This is a genomic window from Streptomyces sp. NPDC057950 (assembly GCF_042887295.1).
Classification (GTDB): domain Bacteria; phylum Actinomycetota; class Actinomycetes; order Streptomycetales; family Streptomycetaceae; genus Streptomyces; species Streptomyces kaempferi.
This window is the reverse complement of sequence record NZ_JBHVPP010000008.1, coordinates 26,294-43,384: the sequence shown is the minus strand read 5'-3', so window position 1 is coordinate 43,384 and position 17,091 is coordinate 26,294. Positions and strand designations below refer to the sequence as shown.

The following is a 17,091-nucleotide window of genomic DNA, read 5'->3' as shown; positions in this document are numbered from 1 at the left end:
CAAAGCGAGCGCCACACCCAGGGGTCAAACAACCGCGGGACCGCCCGGCCACAACCAACGGTTGTGCCCGTAGGGTGCCGACATGGACCTCGACACCGTCCGGACCTTCGTCGCCGCCGCCGACGCGGGGCAGTTCCAGGAGGCCGCCGCCGAGCTCGCGGTCACCCAGCAGGCCGTCTCCAAGCGCATCGCCGCGCTGGAGCGCACCCTCGGCGTGCGGCTGTTCACCCGTACCGCGCGCGGCGCCCGACTCACCATCGACGGGCAGGCGTTCCTGCCCCACGCGCGCGAGCTGCTGCGCGTCGCCGAACGCGCGGTCGCGTCCGTGCGCACCGGCCGCCGTCCGCTGCGCGTCGACGTGATCGCCTCACGCGGCGCGGCGGCGGGCCTGCTGCGCGGCTTCCACCGCGCACACCCCGAGATCGACCTCGACGTGGTGATGCTGTTCGACATCGAGACGGCCGTCGCCGCCGTCCGCTCCGGTGCGATCGACGCGTCCTTCCGCGCCGTCGCCGTGCCTGGCCGGCCCCTTCCCACGGACATCGGGTCCGTCCGGGTGCTCGACGAGCCGCTCGAGCTCCTCACCGGCCCCGCCCACGCGCTGGCGGGCGCCCGGTCGGTGCCCCTCGCCCAGCTCGCCGGGCACCGGATCTGGATGCCCGGCATCGTCCCCGGTACCGAGTGGGCCGCCTACTACGACGACCTCGTCGCCGAGTTCGGCCTCACCATCGAGGCGACCGGCCCCAACTTCGGCTCCGACGCGCTTCTCGACACCATCGCCGACACCCCGGCCCTGGCCACCTTCATGGGCGGGCAGACCCGCCTCGTCTGGCCCGCCGGCCACGGTCTGCGCCGCATCCCGGTGACCGACCCGACGCCCGTCTACCCGCACTCGCTCCTCTGGCACCGCGACAACCCCCACCCGGCGCTGGCCACGCTCCGCGCCCACCTCGCCGCCACGACGGCCGGCCACGACGCCGCCGGGACCTGGGTGCCGGACTGGGTGCTCCCGCGCTGAACACCGCCGTCCGTGCGGCCGGTGACGTTTCCTCAGGAATCCGGGTGCCTGGTCACCGGAGCCCACACGTTCACGCCGGGGGAGGACCGCTTTCGTCACCACGGTGACCCGGAGGTGCGACACACGGGTGGGCCCCGACACCGAGGCGTCGGGGCCCACCCGTGTGAATGCCCTGCTCAAGGCCGGCTCAGGACCTGAGCCCAGTACCTTGTCAGGACCGCTTACCAGCGGTACCAGCGGCCGCGCTTACCGCCGCTCGCCGTAGGACGGATCACAAATCCGAGGACCCACACGATCAGCACGATGACAGCGATCCACCACAGGGCCTTGAGTGCGAAACCGGCACCGAAGAGGAGCAGCGCGAGCAGGAGAACAAGAAGAACGGGAACCATGGTTATCAACCTCCGCCGCCCCGTGTGCCCTGCGGAACGATCTCCACTCCCGCGGATCCCAGGTGTTTCCCGGACGGGTCGGGGACGCGAAGGGGCCGTGCGGCACCGCCGGAGAGCCTGGGCGGGAGGCGGAGGCGATCGCGCGGGCCGAGCCGGCCGGGGGACGGTGCCCGCGCACGGTGGCATGGGCCGCTCGACCCGGGGCACACGAAGACCTGCCTGACGCCGGCTCAGTGACGAGCGCGGCGCCGGATGCCACACATGCGACCTGTTTCTCGCGATGCCGGCCATCTGTCACGCGAGCTGTGTTCTGGGGAGAGGAACAACATCATGATCCTTCCGGCGGAGAGGGAACTGCGCGCGGTACTGGCCCGGTTCGCGCAGACGCGTATCGAACACGATGTCCGCCCCACCGGCCGTACCAGCCGTGCACTGGACGACGTGACGTACACGCTGTGCGTGATGACCGGGGCCCGGACGGCCGAGCAGGCTCTGCTCGCCGCGGACGCCCTGCTGGAGCGGTACGGCGCTGACCGCGAGGGCACCAAGCGAGCGAACGAGACGCTGGCCGCGTAGCAGTGGGACCCGCCGGCACGCCAAGCGGTCCGGCGCGCCACCCCGCGACGATGTCCCTGTTCCTCAGCGGAGGGCATCCGTTCGCTCTCGTGTGTGCGGGGCGCGGCGCCGACCAGCGTCGGTTCACGCGCGTGGCCCTCCTGGCCAAGCCCACCGGGTCCGGGAACTCCGCGGCCACATCCACCTGCGCGGTGGCGTCGTACGTGTCACGTCTTCCCCTCAGCGGGACCGACGCCGTATCCGGACGCCGGGTACCGACAGGCCGACGAGCGCCTGCGCCGCACCCGGAGCCCGAGGTGCGTCCGTGCCCGACAGGGGTAGCCCGCGGGGTCCGCATCCGTCACCAGGAGCGGGCTGCCGTGAGGAGTTGTTCGCGGACGGCGGTGACCGGCGCGCGGGAGGGTGCGCCGGTCCGCTCCACCAGGAATCCGGTGTTGATGGGCGGGTCGTCCGGTGTGAGCAGGGGCACCAGTGCGCCGGATGCCAGCTCGGTCTCGCACAGGTAGCGGGGCAGCACCGTGATCCCCGCTCCCGCGGTCACGGCGGCCAGCACTCCGCGCAGGTCCGGCACGACGAAGGCGGGCCGAGCGGTCAGGCGCGTCCGGAAGACATGGCGCCAGTATCGGCGAAGGATCGGCAGGTCCTCGGCATACGCCACCAGGGGGACGTTGTGGAGGGGGCCCGGGTCGTCGCAGGCGACCGGTCCGATCCGCCGGGCCCACACCGCGGACGTGACCAGGACGAATTCCTCGTCCATCAGCGGGACCGAGGCCAGCGAGCGGCCGCGCGGCCGCACCGCGGACAGGACCAGGTCGAACCGCCCGGTGTGCAGGCCGTCGAGCAGGTCCTCCGCGAGTCCGAGGGTGACGCGCAGCAGTACGCCGCGGTCCGCGAGGGGCGCCAGCGCGGGCAGCGCCAGGGCCGACACCATCTCGGCGGGGCCGCCCAGATGTACCGGCTCCGATGGTGCCTCCAGCCCCGTGCGGCCGCGGTCGGCGACCTCGGCCAGAGCATCCAGGGGCCCGGCGATCTGCCCGGCCAGTTCGTCGGCGACCGTGGTCGGGGCCACTCCGCGGGGAAGCCGCTCGAAGAGCTGCCGGCCGAGCTGCTGCTCCAGAGCGCGCACTTGCGCGGTCGCGGTGGGCTGGGAGATTCCCAGTATCCGGGCGGCGGTGGTCAGCGAGCGGGCGCGGTGGACCGCGAGGAAGGTCCGCAGCAATCCGATGTCCAGGGGCCCGTCGGCAGCCGGAGCGATCGAGCGGGCCTTCCGCGCCTCCTTCGGACGGGCTTCGGCCGGGCGCCGGGCGGTACGGGACCGAGCGGCCCTCCCATCGGGTTTCTCATCGGATTCCTGATGACTCATGCGAGGCATCCTATTGGTTTCCTGATGAAAAGGAGATTTAGGGTCGTCAACGTTCCGCCGCGGTACGCCGGCGGACACGACCCCGCGCCCCCGGAACACCAGGGGCCGATCAGGGAGTACACCGACATGTCAGAGATCCTTCTCGTGCTGACCGGCACCGACCACCTGACGCTGACCGACGGCACCAAGCACCCCACGGGCTTCTGGGCCGAGGAGTTCACCGCCCCGTACCGGGCCTTCACCGAGGCCGGCCACCGGGTGGCCGTCGCCACCCCGGGCGGCGTCGTCCCCACGGTCGACCCCGTCAGCCTCGCCCCCGAGGTCAACGGAGGCCCGGCCGGCGCCGCCGCGATCGCGGCCGCCGTGGAAGCCGCCGCCGAACTCCGCACTCCGCTGACCCTGGGGGACGTCGACCCCGGCCGCTACGCCGCCGTCTTCTACGTCGGAGGCCACGGGCCCCTGCAGGACCTGGCCCAGGACACCGACTCCGCCCGGCTGCTGCGCGCCGTTCATACGGCCGGTACGCCACTGGGCGTGGTGTGCCACGGAGTGGCCGCGCTCCTCGCCACGGAGGACGCGGACGGCCTCTCGCCGTTCGCCGGCTACCGGCTCACCGGCTTCAGCGCGGCGGAAGAGCGGCAGACCGGGCTGGCCGACCGGCTGCCGTGGCTGCTGGAGGAGCGGCTGATCGCCCTCGGCGGCATCTACTCGGCGGGCGAACCGTGGGCGCCGCACGTCGTCGTCGACCGCACCCTGCACACCGGGCAGAACCCCGCCTCCTCCGCGCCGCTTGCCGCCGCACTGCTGAAGACCCTCGGCTGACCGGCACGTCCGGGCCCGTGGCCGGTGGAGCGTTTGCTCCGGTCGCGGCGTTCGCCCGCTCCGGGGTGACCGGATCCCACCGTGACTCCGCCGTCTGCCGGCCACCGGGCACCGCGGGCAGTACCGGGGCGAAACCGGTCCGCCGGTTGTGAGCCGGGCCCCCGGACCCTCGTCCCTTCCCGAAACCGCTGCCGGGCGGCCCCCCCACGGCGCCGCCCGGCCCGAAAGGTGTACGACATGGCAACGATCCTCATCACCGGAGCCTCCGACGGACTCGGCCGCGCCCTCGCCGAGGACCTGGCCGCCGACGGCCGGCACACCCTGCTGCTGCACGGCCGTGACCAGGGCCGTCTGTCCGAGGTCGCCGCGGCCACGGGCGCCGAGACCTACCGGGCCGACCTGTCCTCGCTCACCGAGGTCCGGCGGCTCGCCGCCGACGTCGCCGCCACGCACGACCGGCTCGACGTGCTCGTCAACAACGCCGGAGTCGGCTTCCACGCCACGGGCACCAGCCGGCTGACCTCCCCGGACGGACACGAACTGCGCCTGGCCGTGAACTACCTGGCGCCCGTCCTCCTGACCCGGGAACTGCTCCCGCTCCTGCGCCGGGCGAAGCCCTCCCGGGTCGTCAACGTGGCCTCGGTCGGGCAGCAGCCGATCGACTTCGACGACCCGCAGTTCACCCGCGCCTACACCGACGTCGACGCCTACTGCCGCTCCAAGCTGGCCCTCATCAGCCACGGCCTGGACCTCGCCGAGAAGTTGTCCGCCGGCGGCGTCACCGTCAACAGCCTCCACCCCGCGTCCTACATGCCGACGGCCATGTCCCGCGCGTCCGGCATGGACGTCGTCGACTCCCTGGAGCAGGGAGTGGCAGCCACCCGGCGCCTGGTCGACGCTCCCGAACTGGCCGGTGTCACCGGGCGGTACTACGACGGTGAGAAGGAGGCGCGGGCAGCGGCCGAGGCCTACGACCCGGACTACCGCGAGCGCCTTGCCGCACTTACCGACGCGCTGCTCTGAATCCCCCCACCGAACCCGGTCCGCCAGGTGGCCACTCGGACCGCCGCCCCCCTTCACGCACACGTGTGGAGAGCGCCGCGTCCGCACTCCTGCCGGGTCGCCCCCGCGCCGGACGCGGGCGTGCCGAGGGCCGCGGCCGGGGCCGGAAGGCACCGCACGCCGACCGGTCGCCCGTCGGGGCCGCCGCGACAGTGCCACCTCGTGCGTACCAGGTGCGGGCCGGTCCCCGGTACCCGTCCGCGCCGGAGAGGCCGGTGAGTTGACGGGCCACCACTTTCGGGGCGGCCCGCACAACCAATTCCGTGACCGGCATGTCGTACATGGCAGGAAACCGAGAACCACGGCGCAAGGGGGAACGATGCGCACAAGACGATACGGAGCGGTGCTGGCCGCCCTGACGATGGCCGGTGTGGGCGTGGGAGTGGCCGCGCCCGCGACGGCGGGGGCGGCCACGGCGGCTGTCGCGTGCCCGGCCGGCTGGGGCAGCCTTCCGAAGACCGCGCCGGACACCGACGCCGGATCGCTGACCGACATCAGGACCGGCGGGCACGACTGCTACGACCGCATGGTCTTCGACGTACCCACGGCGGGCACCGGACCGATCGGGTACACCGTGCGCTACGTCGACGCGTTCTATCAGGACCCGTCCGGCATCCGCATTCCGATCTCCGGCGGGGCGATCATCGAGATCAGGGTGTCCGCCCCCGCCTACGATCCGCAGACTCACGCGGCGACCTACCCGGGCCGGGGCGGCCAGGCGCTTCCGGGCGTCGACCTGACCGGCTACCGCACCTTCCGCGAGGCGAAGTTCGGGGCCAGCTTCGAAGGGGTCACGCAAGTGGGCCTCGGTGTACGGGCCCGGCTGCCGTTCAAGGTGTCCCAGCTCCCCAACCGCCTGGTGGTCGATGTCGCCCACACCTGGTGAGGCAGACGGTCACCTCAGCCGCGTCCGGCCGGGCGACGACCACGGCGATGACCCGTAACGGGGCGGCGGACACAGCCGCGGACCAGCGAAGTCCTGTCGACCGCCGGATGATCCGGACGACCTCCTAGCGGTGCCAGGCGGGTGGGCGCTTCTGGGTGAACGCGTGGGCGCCTTCGGTGGCGGCGGTGGTGGTGAAGACGGGTGTGCTGAGGGGGTCTTGGACGGTGTAGGCGGTGTGGTCGTCGAGGCCGCGGGTATGGCGGACGATCTGTTTCGTGGTGAGGACGGCGTCCTGGGAGTGGGTCTGGACGCGTTCGGCCAGGGCGAGAGCCGCGTGGAGGGCTTCGCCTTCGCGGGTGAGCCGGTTGACGAGTCCGTAGCGGGCGGCGTCCGCAGCGGGCAGGGGAGCCGCGGTCAGGAGCATCTCCATAGCCACGTGGTAGGGGAGGCGACCGGGGAGACGGATGGCTCCCCCCTCGGCGGCGACGAGCCCGCGGGCGACTTCGGGCAGGGCGAAGAACGCGGTGTCGGCGGCGGTGATGAGGTCGCAGGCGAGGGCGAGCTCGAAGCCCCCGGCGACGGCCGCGCCCTCGACGGCGGCGATGAGGGGCTTACGGAGGTGCGCGCGGGTCAGCCCCGCGAGCCCGCGGTCGGCGATGACCGGGACGCCTTGGCCGGGGAAGGCTTTCAGGTCCATGCCTGAGCAGAAGTGGCCCCCTGTTCCGGTCAGGATGCCGACGGTCAGCAACGGGTCGGTTTCCAGCCGGGTGAGGGCCGCGTCCATGGCCTTGGCCAGTGACTGGTCGATGGCGTTGCGGACCCGGGGCCTGTTGAGGGCGATGAGCAGGACGCCGGGGCATGGTTCGGTCACGACCACGGGGTCTTGGGTGTCCATCGGGTGTGCTCCTGGATGGGGGTGTCACGGTGGAGTGGGCGGGAGCGTCAGTTCCGTACGACGGGCAGCGCGGCCAGTCCGCGCATCACCCGGGCCGGCCGCCAGGGCAACTCGTCGGCCGGTTTGGCCAGCGTCACGGGACCCAGGCGTTCGAGCAGCAGGGGAAAGGCGACGGCGCCTTCGAGGCGGGCCAGGGCGGCGCCGATGCAGAAGTGCGGCCCGTACCCGAAGGCGAGGTGGTCGTTGGGCGTTCGGCTCACGTCGAGCAGGTCCGCGTCCGTGAAGCGGGTCTCGTCGCGGTTGGCGGAGCCGATCAGAAGACTGACGATGTCCCCCTCGCCGATCAGCCGGCCGTGGAGACCGATCGGCTCCGCGGCGCACCGGAATGTGGCGTCCCGCACCGGGGAGTCGTAGCGCAGCAGTTCCTCGACGGCCGAGGCGACCAGGCCGGCTCCTGCCTCCGGTCCGGTGAGCCGGGCGGCCTCGCCGGGGTGGCGGAGCAGGGCGAGCATGCCGTTGCCGATGAGGTTCATGGTGGTGTCGTGGCCCACCAGCAGCAGGAGGTAGGCGGTGGAGCGCAGTTCCTCCTCGCTCATCGCCCCGCTGTCGTCACTGGCCCGTACGAGAGCGTTCAGCAGGTCCACTCCGCTGCGCTCGGAGCCCGCGCGCTTGTCGGCGATCAGGCTGTCCAGCAGGGCGTGCAGACCGGCTTCCATCCGGGCAGGGTCCAGGCCCGGGGCGGGGGCGATGGTGGCCATCAGGGTGTCCCGGGTCGCCGCGTTGTCGAGTTCGTCGGGGACACCGAGGATCGCGCAGATCATCCGGAAGGTCAGAGGCGCCGCGAAATCAGCGATCACGTCCACGTGCGTGTGCTGCTCGATCCGGTCCAGCAGCCGGTTCGCGGTGTCCGCGATGAAGGGTTCCAGCTGCGCGATACGCCGGGGTACGAACGCGGCGTTCACCAGGGTCCGCAGACGGGTGTGGTCCGGGGGATCGGCGTGGACCAGGTGCTGGTTCAGACCGGCCGGCCCCGCGACATAGCCGGGCACCCGGCCGGGCTCCTTGCTCAGCCGCCCGTCGTTCAGCAGCGCCCGGACATCGTCGTAGCGGGAGATCTGCCACACGGCGGGACGCCCGGGTCTGCGGTCCGCGTGGGCGGGCGCATGCCGGCGCAACCACGCGAAGTAGGGGTAGGGGTCCCGCACCCGTACGGCCAGCAGACCGGGGGGCGGGGACGGCACAACGGGAGCGGGCACGGTAGCTCCGGACTCGAAAACCGACACGGACACCGCACCAACGACCGGTGACGCCCGGAGGATGCGGAACTCATTGTTCCGGCATGACGGGAAAGACAGGACCGGCTCCGGCGGGCCGGAGCGGCAAGTCACATCCGTCCGACCGTCCACCACTGCCCCACCCCTGACCGCCACCGCTGACCTCCACCCCTGGGCCCTATCCCCACCGCGTCCGTTCCGCGACAACTCCCGTTGCTCGCAACGGATCCCGGATCCGCTACAGGTGCTTGATCTGTCCATGCCCGGACGTCCGGCGCTACGCTGAACACGGCCGGTACGGCGCCGTTTCCGCAGGCGTACCGTCAGGGGGTTCCGATGTGGTTCGGACGCACCATCAAGGCGGCTGCCGGGGTCTGCGCGCTGGGGGCTCTGCTGCTGGTGGCCGGCTGCGGCGATGACGGGGACGAGAGCTCCGAACGGCCGCGCGCCAGCCGTCCCGGCGGCTCCTCCGCCGGCAAGAGCCCGTCCTCGGCCACGCCCAGGACGAGTTATCCCTCGCCCCACCTGTTCGACCTGGCCAGTGCGGTCCCCCTGCCCGACGAGGCCGAGGGAGGCAAGCAGGTCACCCTGCACGGGACCACGGCCTATGTGTGGTCCCCGGAGAGCCTCCAGGCCGTCGACACCGGCACCGGCGCCGTCCTCGCCCGTGTCACCCCCGAACGGGAAGCGGCGTTCAAGGTCACCGACGTGCTGCGCAGGGCGCCTCGGCCACCGGCCGTCAGCGGAACGGGAGCCGACGCGGAAGTCATCACGCTCTTCGTGGTCAAGATCCCGGGATCCGGTACCACGCCGGCCGACTACGGCCTGGAGATCATCGGCGTCGAGGCCGCGACCTCACGTCCGGCATGGCGGACCGAGATCGTGCTCCCCACCTGGTCCCGCGACAGGTATCTGACCCTGAGCGCCGAAGTCGCCGGCGTCGAGAACGGCATCGCGGTCGTCAGAGCCTCCAACGACGACAACGAGATGACTTATGCCGTGAACCTCTCCACCCGCAAGACCCTCTGGCAGAAGGAACTCGCCCCCTGGGCCGTCACCGGTGGCGCGGTCGTCGGGCCGAACGTCGCCGACCCTTATACGAAGAGGCACTTGACGGCCTTCGACATCAGCACCGGCAGGCCGCTGTGGACCAGCCGCAAGTCCTCCGGGGCCGCGTCCGCCCGAGAGGCCGGTCCCCGCCTCGTCCAGTTCACCGGGGGGTGGGGGATCGGCGACAGGTTCGTGCAGCTTCTCGACGCACGCACCGGCGAGGTGAGGAGCACGATCGACGGCTCCTTCGCCGACATGGGCTGCGCCTACGACGGCAAAGCCGTGATCGTCTGTACGGGCGGTGGTTTCCCCGCGTACGCGTTCGCCCTCGACGCCACCAGCGCGGACCTCGTCTGGCAACTCCCCGACAAGGCCACCGACCGGGTGGCTCCATCGGTCACCGCGGTGTTCAACGGCGCGGTCTACGGGAAGGTCACCGGCACCGAGGGAGCCGGTCCTGTCGTCCTCGACTCCCGGACCGGACGCGACATCCAGACATCACCGGGGATCGCCCCGGTCGCCGTGAACGGCTACGTGGGCATCGCCCCGGACAGCGGCAGCGACACGGCCCTTGCCTACCGCACCACGGGTTAGGGCAGGTAGTAGTACAGGCGGTGACCCCGCGCCCCGGCCGGGCGGGCCGGGCAGGCCCACGGTCTGCCTCGACCCGGCCGGGCGGGCCGGGCAGGTCCACGGTCTGCCTCGACGAGCCGGCACGCCTGTGCGGCGCCTGCGCGGCGCAGACGAGGACGTCGTTCGTCTCCACGGCACCGGCGTACGCGTGGGCAGACTGAGGCTGAGCCGCGCGGGGGAAAATCCCCCGTCGGGGCATCCCGATCGCCGGCGGTACCGGCGGCGCGGCCGCCGGATCCTGCGCCGGGCTCGGCGCGACGGGGGTGTGTTCGCCTTCGGGCGTGGGCGACGGGCCGGTCACGCGGTGTCCCGGGTGTCGTCGTCGAGCTGGTCGAGGATGCGCTGCTCCGCGTCGTGGAGTGTGGTGCGTGCGGGCGGGGGCCGGGTGCAGTCGGCGCCGTGCACGGCGCCTTGGGAGGACTTCCAGATCGGACAGCAGGGGACCGGGAGCGGTGCGGGGCCGCGGGCGGCCAGCTCGGTACGTTCCGCCGCGACGCGGGCCCGGCGCCGCCGGTCGTGGCGTGCGCGGCGTTCCCGGACCGTGCCCTGGGCCAGGAAGAGCGCGAGAGCCCAGAACACGCCGGTCTGCCACCACAGGTGATGGAAGGCGGTGGCGCTCCCGACGGATGCGAGGACGGTGGCGCCGAGGGTGCGGGCGATTTCAGGTCGGGTCACAGATACTCCCCGCTGGACTGGACGTCGTTCACGTGTTGAGTTTCCCCAACGAGAGGCCCTGACCACGGATGTCGCGGGAGATTTTGGGCGCGGCCGCGGGCAGCCGCGTGTATGCCCCCGTGCCGCTCGCCACGAACAACCGCGTGTATGCCCCCGTGCCGCTCGCCACGAACAACCGCGTGTACGCCCCCGTGCCGCTCGCCACGAACAGCCGCGCACCGTATGGGCCCGGACCCCGTGCGCTTCACGCTTAAGGTGACGGCCGGAGGCGGGGAACCGGAGGTGGAGAATGCGAGTGGGGTTGCACGCGCTCGGTATCGGTGACGGTGCCCGTCCCGAGGTGATCCGTTCGGTGGCCGCAGCCGCGGAGACGCACGGCTTCGCCAGACTCTGGTGCGGCGAACACGTGGTGCTCGTGGACACACCCGCCTCCCGCTACCCCTATGCCGCGGACGGCCGGATCGCCGTGCCCGCGGACGCGGACTGGCTGGACCCGCTGCTCGCCCTGACCTTCGCGGCGGCGGTCACCAGCCGGATCGAGCTCGCCACCGGCGTCCTCCTGCTGCCTGAGCACAATCCGGTCCTGGTCGCCAAACAGGCTGCCACGCTCGACGTCCTCTCCGGCGGGCGGTTCACCCTCGGGGTCGGAGTCGGCTGGTCGGCCGAGGAATTCGCGGCGCTCGGCGTCCCCTTCGCCAGGCGCGGGCGGCGCACCGGAGAGTACCTCGCCGCGATGCGTACCCTCTGGTCCGAGGACCCCGCCTCCTTCACAGGGGAGTTCACCCGCTTCGACGGGATCCGGGTCAACCCGAAGCCGCTGCGCGGCGGCCGGCTCCCGGTCGTGGCCGGCGGCAACAGCGACGCCGCCCTGCGCCGCGCGGTCACGCTCGCCGATGGCTGGTACGGCTTCAACATCCCGGCGGCCGACGTCCCGGCGCGCGTCACCGTTCTCGCCGACGAGTGCGCCCGCCACGGTCGTGCCCTTGACGAGCTCACGGTCGCCGTCGCGCTGAGCGACGGCATCCCGGAGCACCTTCCCGCACTCGGTGCGGCGGGCGTCACCGAACTCGTCGTCGTCGGCGCACCCCCGCCCGATCCCGGCGCGGCGGCCACCTGGGTGGCGGAACTCGCCCGAACCTGGATTCGTCCCGAGGAATAGTCCCTGGCGACGCCTCGCCGGTGCCCCCGGTCGGCCGACCGGCCTCGGGCGCGGCGAGCGGGCGACCCGAGCGCAGCGCGGCCAGCGCGGCCAGGGTGTCCCGGCAGGGCCTTGACGCGATCCCCCCGGAGGGCGAGGCCGACGTCAGGCCGTGCGTGGCTGCCGCTCCCGCACGGCCCGCGCCGTCGCAGCCTGACCTCGAGCGGACCCTCGGGTCACCTTCGCCAGAACAGGTGGTGCGTCACGCCGCTCGGACTGGGCACGACCTCCAGGTGGAACCGGTCGAGCAGCTCGTCGGGGGACTCCCAGAGCCGGAGTCCGGACCCGAGCTTCACCGGCGAGACCGCCACATGCATGGTGTCGACGAGGTCGGCGGCAAGGAACTGCCGGATGGCGGTGACCCCGCCGCCGAGCCGGACGTCCTTGCCCTGTGCCGCTTCACGCGCCGCTTCGAGAACCGTGGCCGGGTCGCCGTCGACGAAGTGGAACGTGGTGTCGGAGAGCGTGAAGGACGGACGCGCGTAGTGGGTCATGACGAACACCGGCGTGCGGAACGGGGGTTCCTCCCCCCACCAGCCACGCCACTCGTGGTCCTGCCAGGGCCCGCGCTGGGGCCCGAACTTGTTGCGGCCCATGATCTCGGCACCGATGTCGTGTGCGAAGTCCCGCGTGAAATAGTCGTCGAGACCCCGGCTCCCCCCGGGATCCGTACGCATGGGCCAGCTCGCCGTGGCGCCGGCCCAGGCGAACAGCCTCTCGGGATGGTCATGGCCGAACGGACTCTCGAGACTCTGGTGCTCACCGGCACCGATTCCGTCACTCGAGACGTTGAAGTTCATGACTTTCAGCAGTTGATCCACGTGCTTCCTCGTCCGATCCTGTCGCGTCACCGTGTGGCGAGGCGCCACACACCATGACGTCGAACGGGACGTGACCGGATCGACAGCGGCCCACAACCTTTTTCCAAGACGCACCGGGAAGGGGCCCCACCGGCGGTGTGGCAGTTCTCAAGGGCGGTGCCCGCGCCGTTCGCGGTGGCTGCTGCTCCGGCAGGACGGGTTCGGCAGGACGGGTTCGGCCACGCCGGACCGGGCAGTTTTCGAGAAGCGTCGGTGGCCCGGCCGCCCCTACCGTCGAAGCCATGAAGTCCATCGATTCCGTCACCCTCGAGGTGGCCGACGCCACGGCCGCCGCCCGGTTCTACTCCACCGCCTTCGGACTGGACCCGTCGCACGTACGCCTGCGTGCCTCCGAAGCTCCCACGACCGGCTTCCGCGGGTTCACCCTGTCGCTGGTGGTGTCCCAGCCGGGCAACGTCGACGCCCTGGTCGGAGCCGCCCTCGACGCCGGCGCCACCGCCCTCAAGGCCGCCTCGAAGTCGCTGTGGGGCTACGGCGGCGTCGTCCAGGCCCCGGACGGCGCGATCTGGAAGATCGCGACGTCGGGGAAGAAGGACACGGGCCCGGTCACCCGGGACTTCGACGAGCTCGTGCTCCTGCTGGGCGTCGAGGACGTGAAGGCCAGCAAGCGGTTCTACGTCGGGCAGGGACTCACCGTGGGCAAGAGCTTCGGCGGCAAGTACGTCGAGTTCGTCACCGGGCCGGGTCCCGTCAAGCTGGCCCTGTACAAGCGCCGCGCTCTCGCCAAGGACGCGGGTGTCCCCGTCGAGGGCACCGGATCGCACCGGCTCGTGCTCTCCGGCGCCGGCAGCCCGTTCGGCGACCCGGACGGGTTCGTCTGGGAGGCCACCGCACCCCTGACCGCCACGGCCTGAGCCGGAGGCGTCCCCGCTTACGGGAACAGCACATGGGGGGCGCGCCGGGGGGCAGCCGGAGGACGGTGGTCGGACAGCCCGTGGTCCTGCCGCCCGGAGGCTGTCCGGAGTGCTGTCCGGGGCCCTCCCGGCCGGTCGGCCGAGCTACCGGTCCGGTCCGGTGCGGCGCCGGCCTGGTGCGGCGCCGGTCCGGTGTGATGCGCGGCCGTCGTCCGCGGCTTCGTCTGCCGTGGTCAGGACTGCTCGCGGCAGTCCCCTTCGGTGCACTCGAGAGTGACGAGGGTCTGGTCGACCTGCTCGCTGGTCAGAGGAGGTTCGGGCAGTTCGTGGGCGCCCTCGGTGCGGAAGGCGTCGAGCATCAGGTGGAGGTGGCGGCGCCAGGCGGTGGGGGCGACGGCACGGGTGGCCCGGATGATCCCGGCCTGGGACCAGACCACGAAGGCGATGTCCTGCGCGGTGACGTCGCCGCGCAGGACACCCTGTTCCTGGGCGTTGCGCATGATCTGGACGCAGAGTTCCTTGGCGCGTTCGTACATCTCGCGGCCGGCCACGTGAAGGGGCAGCCGTGCCGAGACCAGGTCGTTGAAGGCACGGTCGCAGGCCTGCAGCTGGCAGAACTTCTCCAGGTAGCGGCAGAACCCTTCCCAGGCGTCGTCCATGGCCGCGGCTTCTTCCGCGGTGGCGAGCAGTTCCGTGTACTTCGCGTTGAAGAGTGTCTCGACCAGGTCGAGCCGGGTGGGGAAGTGGCGGTAGAGCGTGCCGATCGCGACACCGGCCTCGCGGGCGACGCCCTCCAGGGACGCCCCGAGGCCCTGCTCGGAGAAGGCCGCGCGGGCGGCGGCCACGATCGCGTCCCTGTTGCGCTGCGCGTCACGGCGCAGGGGCTTCGCCGGTGTCTCGCTCGCGGACGGGGCGTGATGGTGACTCATGGCGCGAGCGTAACATGAGGATCCCCTCGGATTCGACTGTTGTCGTGTTTCCGATCGCAATCTCGACCCCTCCGACGTGCTGTGATGAGCCTCACCGCAAACATGAGGCACTCCTCGGGTACGGTAGCGGAGTCGAACGTGAGGCACCCCTCCGGATGACCTTGTAGCCAGCCGACCGACCCGGGATTTCCGGATCGCGGTTCAGATAGAAGCGGCGCCCGCCAGACCGGCGAAACCGCGGCAGTCCCGCAAGGAAAATGACCATGAACAGCATGACCAAGCGCGTCTCGATCGCACTCGCCTCCACGGCACTGGCCGGCGGAGCCCTTCTCGGAGCCGGCGGCTCGGCGTCGGCGGCCACGGCGTCGGCGCCCGCGCAGCACACGCAGTACGTGTCCGCCACCTCCGCTGTGAGCTCGGTACGGGCCGCGGGCCACGAGGGTGAAGCGACGTCGTGGCACGGCGTGAGCGCTGCCCGCTGGTACGAGGGCCAGGTCGACGAGGCGGCGTCGTGGCACGGTGTCAGTGCCGCGCGCTGGTACGAGGACCAGGTCGACGAGGCGGCGTCGTGGCACGGCGTGAGTGCCGCGCGCTGGTACGAGGACCAGGTCGACGAAGCGGCGTCGTGGCACGGCGTGAGTGCCGCGCGCTGGTACGAGGACCAGGTCGTGTGGTCCCTGAACCACAGCTGACGCGGCCCGAGCCGCCCCGCTCCGGAACACCGGCGCCTGCCTGGACGGCAGCACCGTCGCCCACCCGGCCGGCCAGGATCCCGCATCGCGTGCCCCACGGCGGTCCGCACCCGCATCGAGACGAACACAGGTACTTCTGCGACCACTGCGGCCCCCGAACCAGGCCCCTGAACCGGGCCCCTGAACCGGGCCCCGAACCAGGCCCCGGACCCGGCCCCTGAACCAGGCCCCGGACCCGGCCCCCGAACCAGGCCCCGAACCAGGCCCCCGTCCGGTCGACCGCCCCGCGGCCCGGCGACAGGTGATGGCCGGCTCGCCTGGAAGCGGGCGACGTCCAGTTCGCCGATGAGCACCCGCCCCTGCACATGCCCGGAACTGTGGCTTCCACCACGGCGAATGTGATCTTGCTGTGGTGAGATCACCGGATGCTCGGTTTCCTCCTCCGTCTGCTGCCGTTCTGGGTCCGCGAGCCCCTGCTCATCGCTATCGGGTCGGTTCTCGGCGTACGCATCATGTATCTCGCCGTCCGTGATCACGATCGGGTCGCGGCCGGCCTCGGCGTGGTGTTCCTCGTGTTCACCGCGATACGTGTCCACACGGTGGTCCGGGCCCTGCGTGCACGCCGGCCCCCGAGTCCCGCGGCCCCCGAAGACGGAGCGACGGCCGACGCTGCCGCCCAGCCCCAGCCCCAGCCCCAGCCCCAGCTCCAGTTCCAGGACCAGCCCCAGTTCCAGGACCAGGCCGGAACCGAGCCGCGTTCCATCCCGGACGCTCCGGAGAAGGAGCACAACGCGTGGGCCCAGGCCGTCGCGGCCGTGGCCGTGTTCGGGGTGATCGCGGCCGTGCTGTGGGCGGCCCCACGCTTCATGCCGTCCGACGACAACTCCCCGCGGCCCGCGTCGTGTTCGGACGGAGAGCACGAGGAACTGCCGAAGGCGTACAAGAAGACGCCCCAGCCGGTGACCGGCGAAGAGCTGTGCGAGGCGCTCAACCGGCCGGACCTGGCCGAGCTCCTCGGAACGCCCGGCGAGACGGCGACCACCGCTTCCGGCACCAGCGACACCGCTCCCTTGACCGACGGGAAGGTCGCCGAGCCCGAGGCCGAGGTCGCGTTCGACACGTACACCGTGAACGTCTCGGCCACTTACAACGAGATGTCGACCGGCCAGTACGTGAAGCTGATGAAGTTCGGGGACGAGAGGGACATCAAGACCCTTACGGTTCTCGGCCGGCCCGCGGTCCTCTCCTCGGACCACACCATGAAGATCGAGATCAATCTCGGGAGTGGCGGATCCGGCGGACCGGTCGAACAGGGCCCGCTGGCCAGGACGCTGTCCGTGGCCCTCGAGCGTGACGACAAGGGCGGCTACTACGACATCACCGTGTGGAGCACGTCCGGAGCGCTCCCGGACGACAGCGTTCTCCTCGGCATCGCCGAGAAGGTTCTTCCGACGATTCACGGACGAGCTGTTCGATGAGCCGCCGGGAACATTTCGGCGGCGCGAAGAGGTCCGGTCACACCGCCGACGACGCCATGGGGGAGCGGCCGTGACTGCGTGACTGCGTGACCGAGCCCGGGGACGGGTCGTCGAGGCCGCCACCGCCCGGCCCCTCATCGCGTGGCCGTGCGAGAGGATCCCCGGTCCGCGTACGTCGTACGTCCGGTGCGACGGGTCCGGCTCCTAGGTGAGGGCCGAGTTCAACCAGCCTCATCAGGGGTATCCCTCAGCCGCGGTCCGTCTGGGACCGTCCGGCGGAGCGAAGGGCCTGCGACGGACGATTTCGACCGCGTCTTCGATCCGGGCTACGCGGCTGTGGGCCTGTTCGCCGACCGAGGCACGGAGAACACCGCTGGACCGAAGGCCGTCCTGCGCGGAAACGGAACGGCCGG

At 71.8% G+C, this 17,091-nt stretch carries 17 protein-coding genes; 10 read left to right on the top strand and 7 right to left on the bottom strand.

All coding sequences use genetic code 11. The annotated features are described in order from the left end of the window. Positions 1–82: 82 nt before the first annotated feature. Positions 83–1,018, top strand: a complete 936-nt coding sequence (locus tag ACFVTC_RS15615; protein ID WP_390127137.1) for a LysR family transcriptional regulator — start codon at positions 83–85, stop codon at positions 1,016–1,018. A gap of 221 nt (positions 1,019–1,239) precedes the next feature. On the opposite strand, the gene ACFVTC_RS15610 is transcribed toward ACFVTC_RS15615, so the two are convergent. Beyond that, positions 1,240–1,410 (bottom strand): hydrophobic protein, encoded by a 171-nt coding sequence (locus tag ACFVTC_RS15610; protein WP_381931184.1) that lies wholly within the window; start codon positions 1,408–1,410, stop codon positions 1,240–1,242. 330 nt (positions 1,411–1,740) lie between these two features. Here ACFVTC_RS15610 and ACFVTC_RS15605 point away from each other — a divergent pair, with 330 nt between their 5' ends. Further along, entirely contained in the window at positions 1,741–1,986 is a 246-nt protein-coding gene (locus ACFVTC_RS15605) for a DUF5133 domain-containing protein (protein WP_390127135.1), read from the top strand. A 340-nt stretch (positions 1,987–2,326) separates the two neighbouring features. Here the strand turns inward: ACFVTC_RS15605 and ACFVTC_RS15600 are convergent, their stop codons facing one another. Next, positions 2,327–3,349: a LysR family transcriptional regulator gene (locus ACFVTC_RS15600; RefSeq protein WP_390127133.1), complete on the bottom strand. Its 1,023-nt coding sequence runs from the start codon at positions 3,347–3,349 to the stop codon at positions 2,327–2,329. Between the two features lie 126 nt (positions 3,350–3,475). Here ACFVTC_RS15600 and ACFVTC_RS15595 point away from each other — a divergent pair, with 126 nt between their 5' ends. The 3 genes from ACFVTC_RS15595 (at position 3,476) to ACFVTC_RS15585 (ending at position 6,119) form a co-directional block, all read left to right on the top strand. Then, positions 3,476–4,171, top strand: coding sequence for a type 1 glutamine amidotransferase domain-containing protein (locus tag ACFVTC_RS15595; RefSeq protein ID WP_390127131.1), 696 nt, complete (start codon positions 3,476–3,478; stop codon positions 4,169–4,171). A 237-nt stretch (positions 4,172–4,408) separates the two neighbouring features. Further along, positions 4,409–5,194: an SDR family NAD(P)-dependent oxidoreductase gene (locus ACFVTC_RS15590; RefSeq protein ID WP_390127128.1), complete on the top strand. Its 786-nt coding sequence runs from the start codon at positions 4,409–4,411 to the stop codon at positions 5,192–5,194. A 358-nt stretch (positions 5,195–5,552) separates the two neighbouring features. After that, positions 5,553–6,119, top strand: a complete 567-nt coding sequence (locus tag ACFVTC_RS15585) for a hypothetical protein (protein ID WP_390127126.1) — start codon at positions 5,553–5,555, stop codon at positions 6,117–6,119. A gap of 124 nt (positions 6,120–6,243) precedes the next feature. Here ACFVTC_RS15585 and ACFVTC_RS15580 read toward each other — a convergent pair whose 3' ends face one another. Both ACFVTC_RS15580 and ACFVTC_RS15575 read right to left on the bottom strand, forming a co-directional pair. Beyond that, on the bottom strand, positions 6,244–7,014 hold the full coding sequence (locus ACFVTC_RS15580) for a crotonase/enoyl-CoA hydratase family protein (protein WP_390127124.1): 771 nt from the start codon (positions 7,012–7,014) through the stop codon (positions 6,244–6,246). Between the two features lie 47 nt (positions 7,015–7,061). Continuing rightward, on the bottom strand, positions 7,062–8,270 hold the full coding sequence (locus tag ACFVTC_RS15575) for a cytochrome P450 (RefSeq protein WP_390127123.1): 1,209 nt from the start codon (positions 8,268–8,270) through the stop codon (positions 7,062–7,064). Positions 8,271–8,624: 354 nt separating this feature from the next. On the opposite strand from ACFVTC_RS15575, the gene ACFVTC_RS15570 reads away from it, so the two are divergent. Next, positions 8,625–9,932, top strand: coding sequence for a PQQ-binding-like beta-propeller repeat protein (locus ACFVTC_RS15570; protein ID WP_390127121.1), 1,308 nt, complete (start codon positions 8,625–8,627; stop codon positions 9,930–9,932). Positions 9,933–10,268: 336 nt separating this feature from the next. On the opposite strand, the gene ACFVTC_RS15565 is transcribed toward ACFVTC_RS15570, so the two are convergent. Further along, positions 10,269–10,646, bottom strand: a complete 378-nt coding sequence (locus ACFVTC_RS15565; protein ID WP_390127118.1) for a hypothetical protein — start codon at positions 10,644–10,646, stop codon at positions 10,269–10,271. 289 nt (positions 10,647–10,935) lie between these two features. Here ACFVTC_RS15565 and ACFVTC_RS15560 point away from each other — a divergent pair, with 289 nt between their 5' ends. Continuing rightward, entirely contained in the window at positions 10,936–11,805 is an 870-nt protein-coding gene (locus ACFVTC_RS15560) for an LLM class F420-dependent oxidoreductase (RefSeq protein WP_390127116.1), read from the top strand. A gap of 215 nt (positions 11,806–12,020) precedes the next feature. Here the strand turns inward: ACFVTC_RS15560 and ACFVTC_RS15555 are convergent, their stop codons facing one another. Further along, entirely contained in the window at positions 12,021–12,665 is a 645-nt protein-coding gene (locus ACFVTC_RS15555) for a dihydrofolate reductase family protein (RefSeq protein WP_390127114.1), read from the bottom strand. 281 nt (positions 12,666–12,946) lie between these two features. On the opposite strand from ACFVTC_RS15555, the gene ACFVTC_RS15550 reads away from it, so the two are divergent. Next, the gene (locus tag ACFVTC_RS15550; protein WP_390127113.1) at positions 12,947–13,579 is read left to right on the top strand and encodes a glyoxalase; all 633 of its coding nucleotides are present in this window, start codon (positions 12,947–12,949) and stop codon (positions 13,577–13,579) included. A gap of 233 nt (positions 13,580–13,812) precedes the next feature. On the opposite strand, the gene ACFVTC_RS15545 is transcribed toward ACFVTC_RS15550, so the two are convergent. After that, positions 13,813–14,508, bottom strand: a complete 696-nt coding sequence (locus ACFVTC_RS15545) for a TetR/AcrR family transcriptional regulator (protein WP_390127111.1) — start codon at positions 14,506–14,508, stop codon at positions 13,813–13,815. Between the two features lie 263 nt (positions 14,509–14,771). Between ACFVTC_RS15545 and ACFVTC_RS15540 the strand changes: the two genes are divergently transcribed. Both ACFVTC_RS15540 and ACFVTC_RS15535 read left to right on the top strand, forming a co-directional pair. Then, the gene (locus ACFVTC_RS15540; RefSeq protein WP_390127109.1) at positions 14,772–15,200 is read left to right on the top strand and encodes a hypothetical protein; all 429 of its coding nucleotides are present in this window, start codon (positions 14,772–14,774) and stop codon (positions 15,198–15,200) included. A gap of 425 nt (positions 15,201–15,625) precedes the next feature. Further along, positions 15,626–16,678: a DUF6215 domain-containing protein gene (locus ACFVTC_RS15535; protein WP_390127107.1), complete on the top strand. Its 1,053-nt coding sequence runs from the start codon at positions 15,626–15,628 to the stop codon at positions 16,676–16,678. Positions 16,679–17,091 lie beyond the last annotated feature (413 nt).

Bases quoted from the DNA above. Each gene is read 5' to 3' on its own strand.
- ACFVTC_RS15535 (WP_390127107.1), top strand. From the start codon at position 15,626: ATGCTCGGTTTCCTCCTCCGTCTGCTGCCGTTCTGGGTCCGCGAGCCC.
- ACFVTC_RS15580 (WP_390127124.1), bottom strand. From the start codon at position 7,014: ATGGACACCCAAGACCCCGTGGTCGTGACCGAACCATGCCCCGGCGTC.
- ACFVTC_RS15615 (WP_390127137.1), top strand. From the start codon at position 83: ATGGACCTCGACACCGTCCGGACCTTCGTCGCCGCCGCCGACGCGGGG.
- ACFVTC_RS15610 (WP_381931184.1), bottom strand. From the start codon at position 1,410: ATGGTTCCCGTTCTTCTTGTTCTCCTGCTCGCGCTGCTCCTCTTCGGT.
- ACFVTC_RS15540 (WP_390127109.1), top strand. From the start codon at position 14,772: ATGAACAGCATGACCAAGCGCGTCTCGATCGCACTCGCCTCCACGGCA.
- ACFVTC_RS15560 (WP_390127116.1), top strand. From the start codon at position 10,936: ATGCGAGTGGGGTTGCACGCGCTCGGTATCGGTGACGGTGCCCGTCCC.
- ACFVTC_RS15545 (WP_390127111.1), bottom strand. From the start codon at position 14,508: ATGAGTCACCATCACGCCCCGTCCGCGAGCGAGACACCGGCGAAGCCC.
- ACFVTC_RS15570 (WP_390127121.1), top strand. From the start codon at position 8,625: ATGTGGTTCGGACGCACCATCAAGGCGGCTGCCGGGGTCTGCGCGCTG.
- ACFVTC_RS15590 (WP_390127128.1), top strand. From the start codon at position 4,409: ATGGCAACGATCCTCATCACCGGAGCCTCCGACGGACTCGGCCGCGCC.
- ACFVTC_RS15550 (WP_390127113.1), top strand. From the start codon at position 12,947: ATGAAGTCCATCGATTCCGTCACCCTCGAGGTGGCCGACGCCACGGCC.
- ACFVTC_RS15595 (WP_390127131.1), top strand. From the start codon at position 3,476: ATGTCAGAGATCCTTCTCGTGCTGACCGGCACCGACCACCTGACGCTG.
- ACFVTC_RS15600 (WP_390127133.1), bottom strand. From the start codon at position 3,349: ATGAGTCATCAGGAATCCGATGAGAAACCCGATGGGAGGGCCGCTCGG.
- ACFVTC_RS15585 (WP_390127126.1), top strand. From the start codon at position 5,553: ATGCGCACAAGACGATACGGAGCGGTGCTGGCCGCCCTGACGATGGCC.
- ACFVTC_RS15605 (WP_390127135.1), top strand. From the start codon at position 1,741: ATGATCCTTCCGGCGGAGAGGGAACTGCGCGCGGTACTGGCCCGGTTC.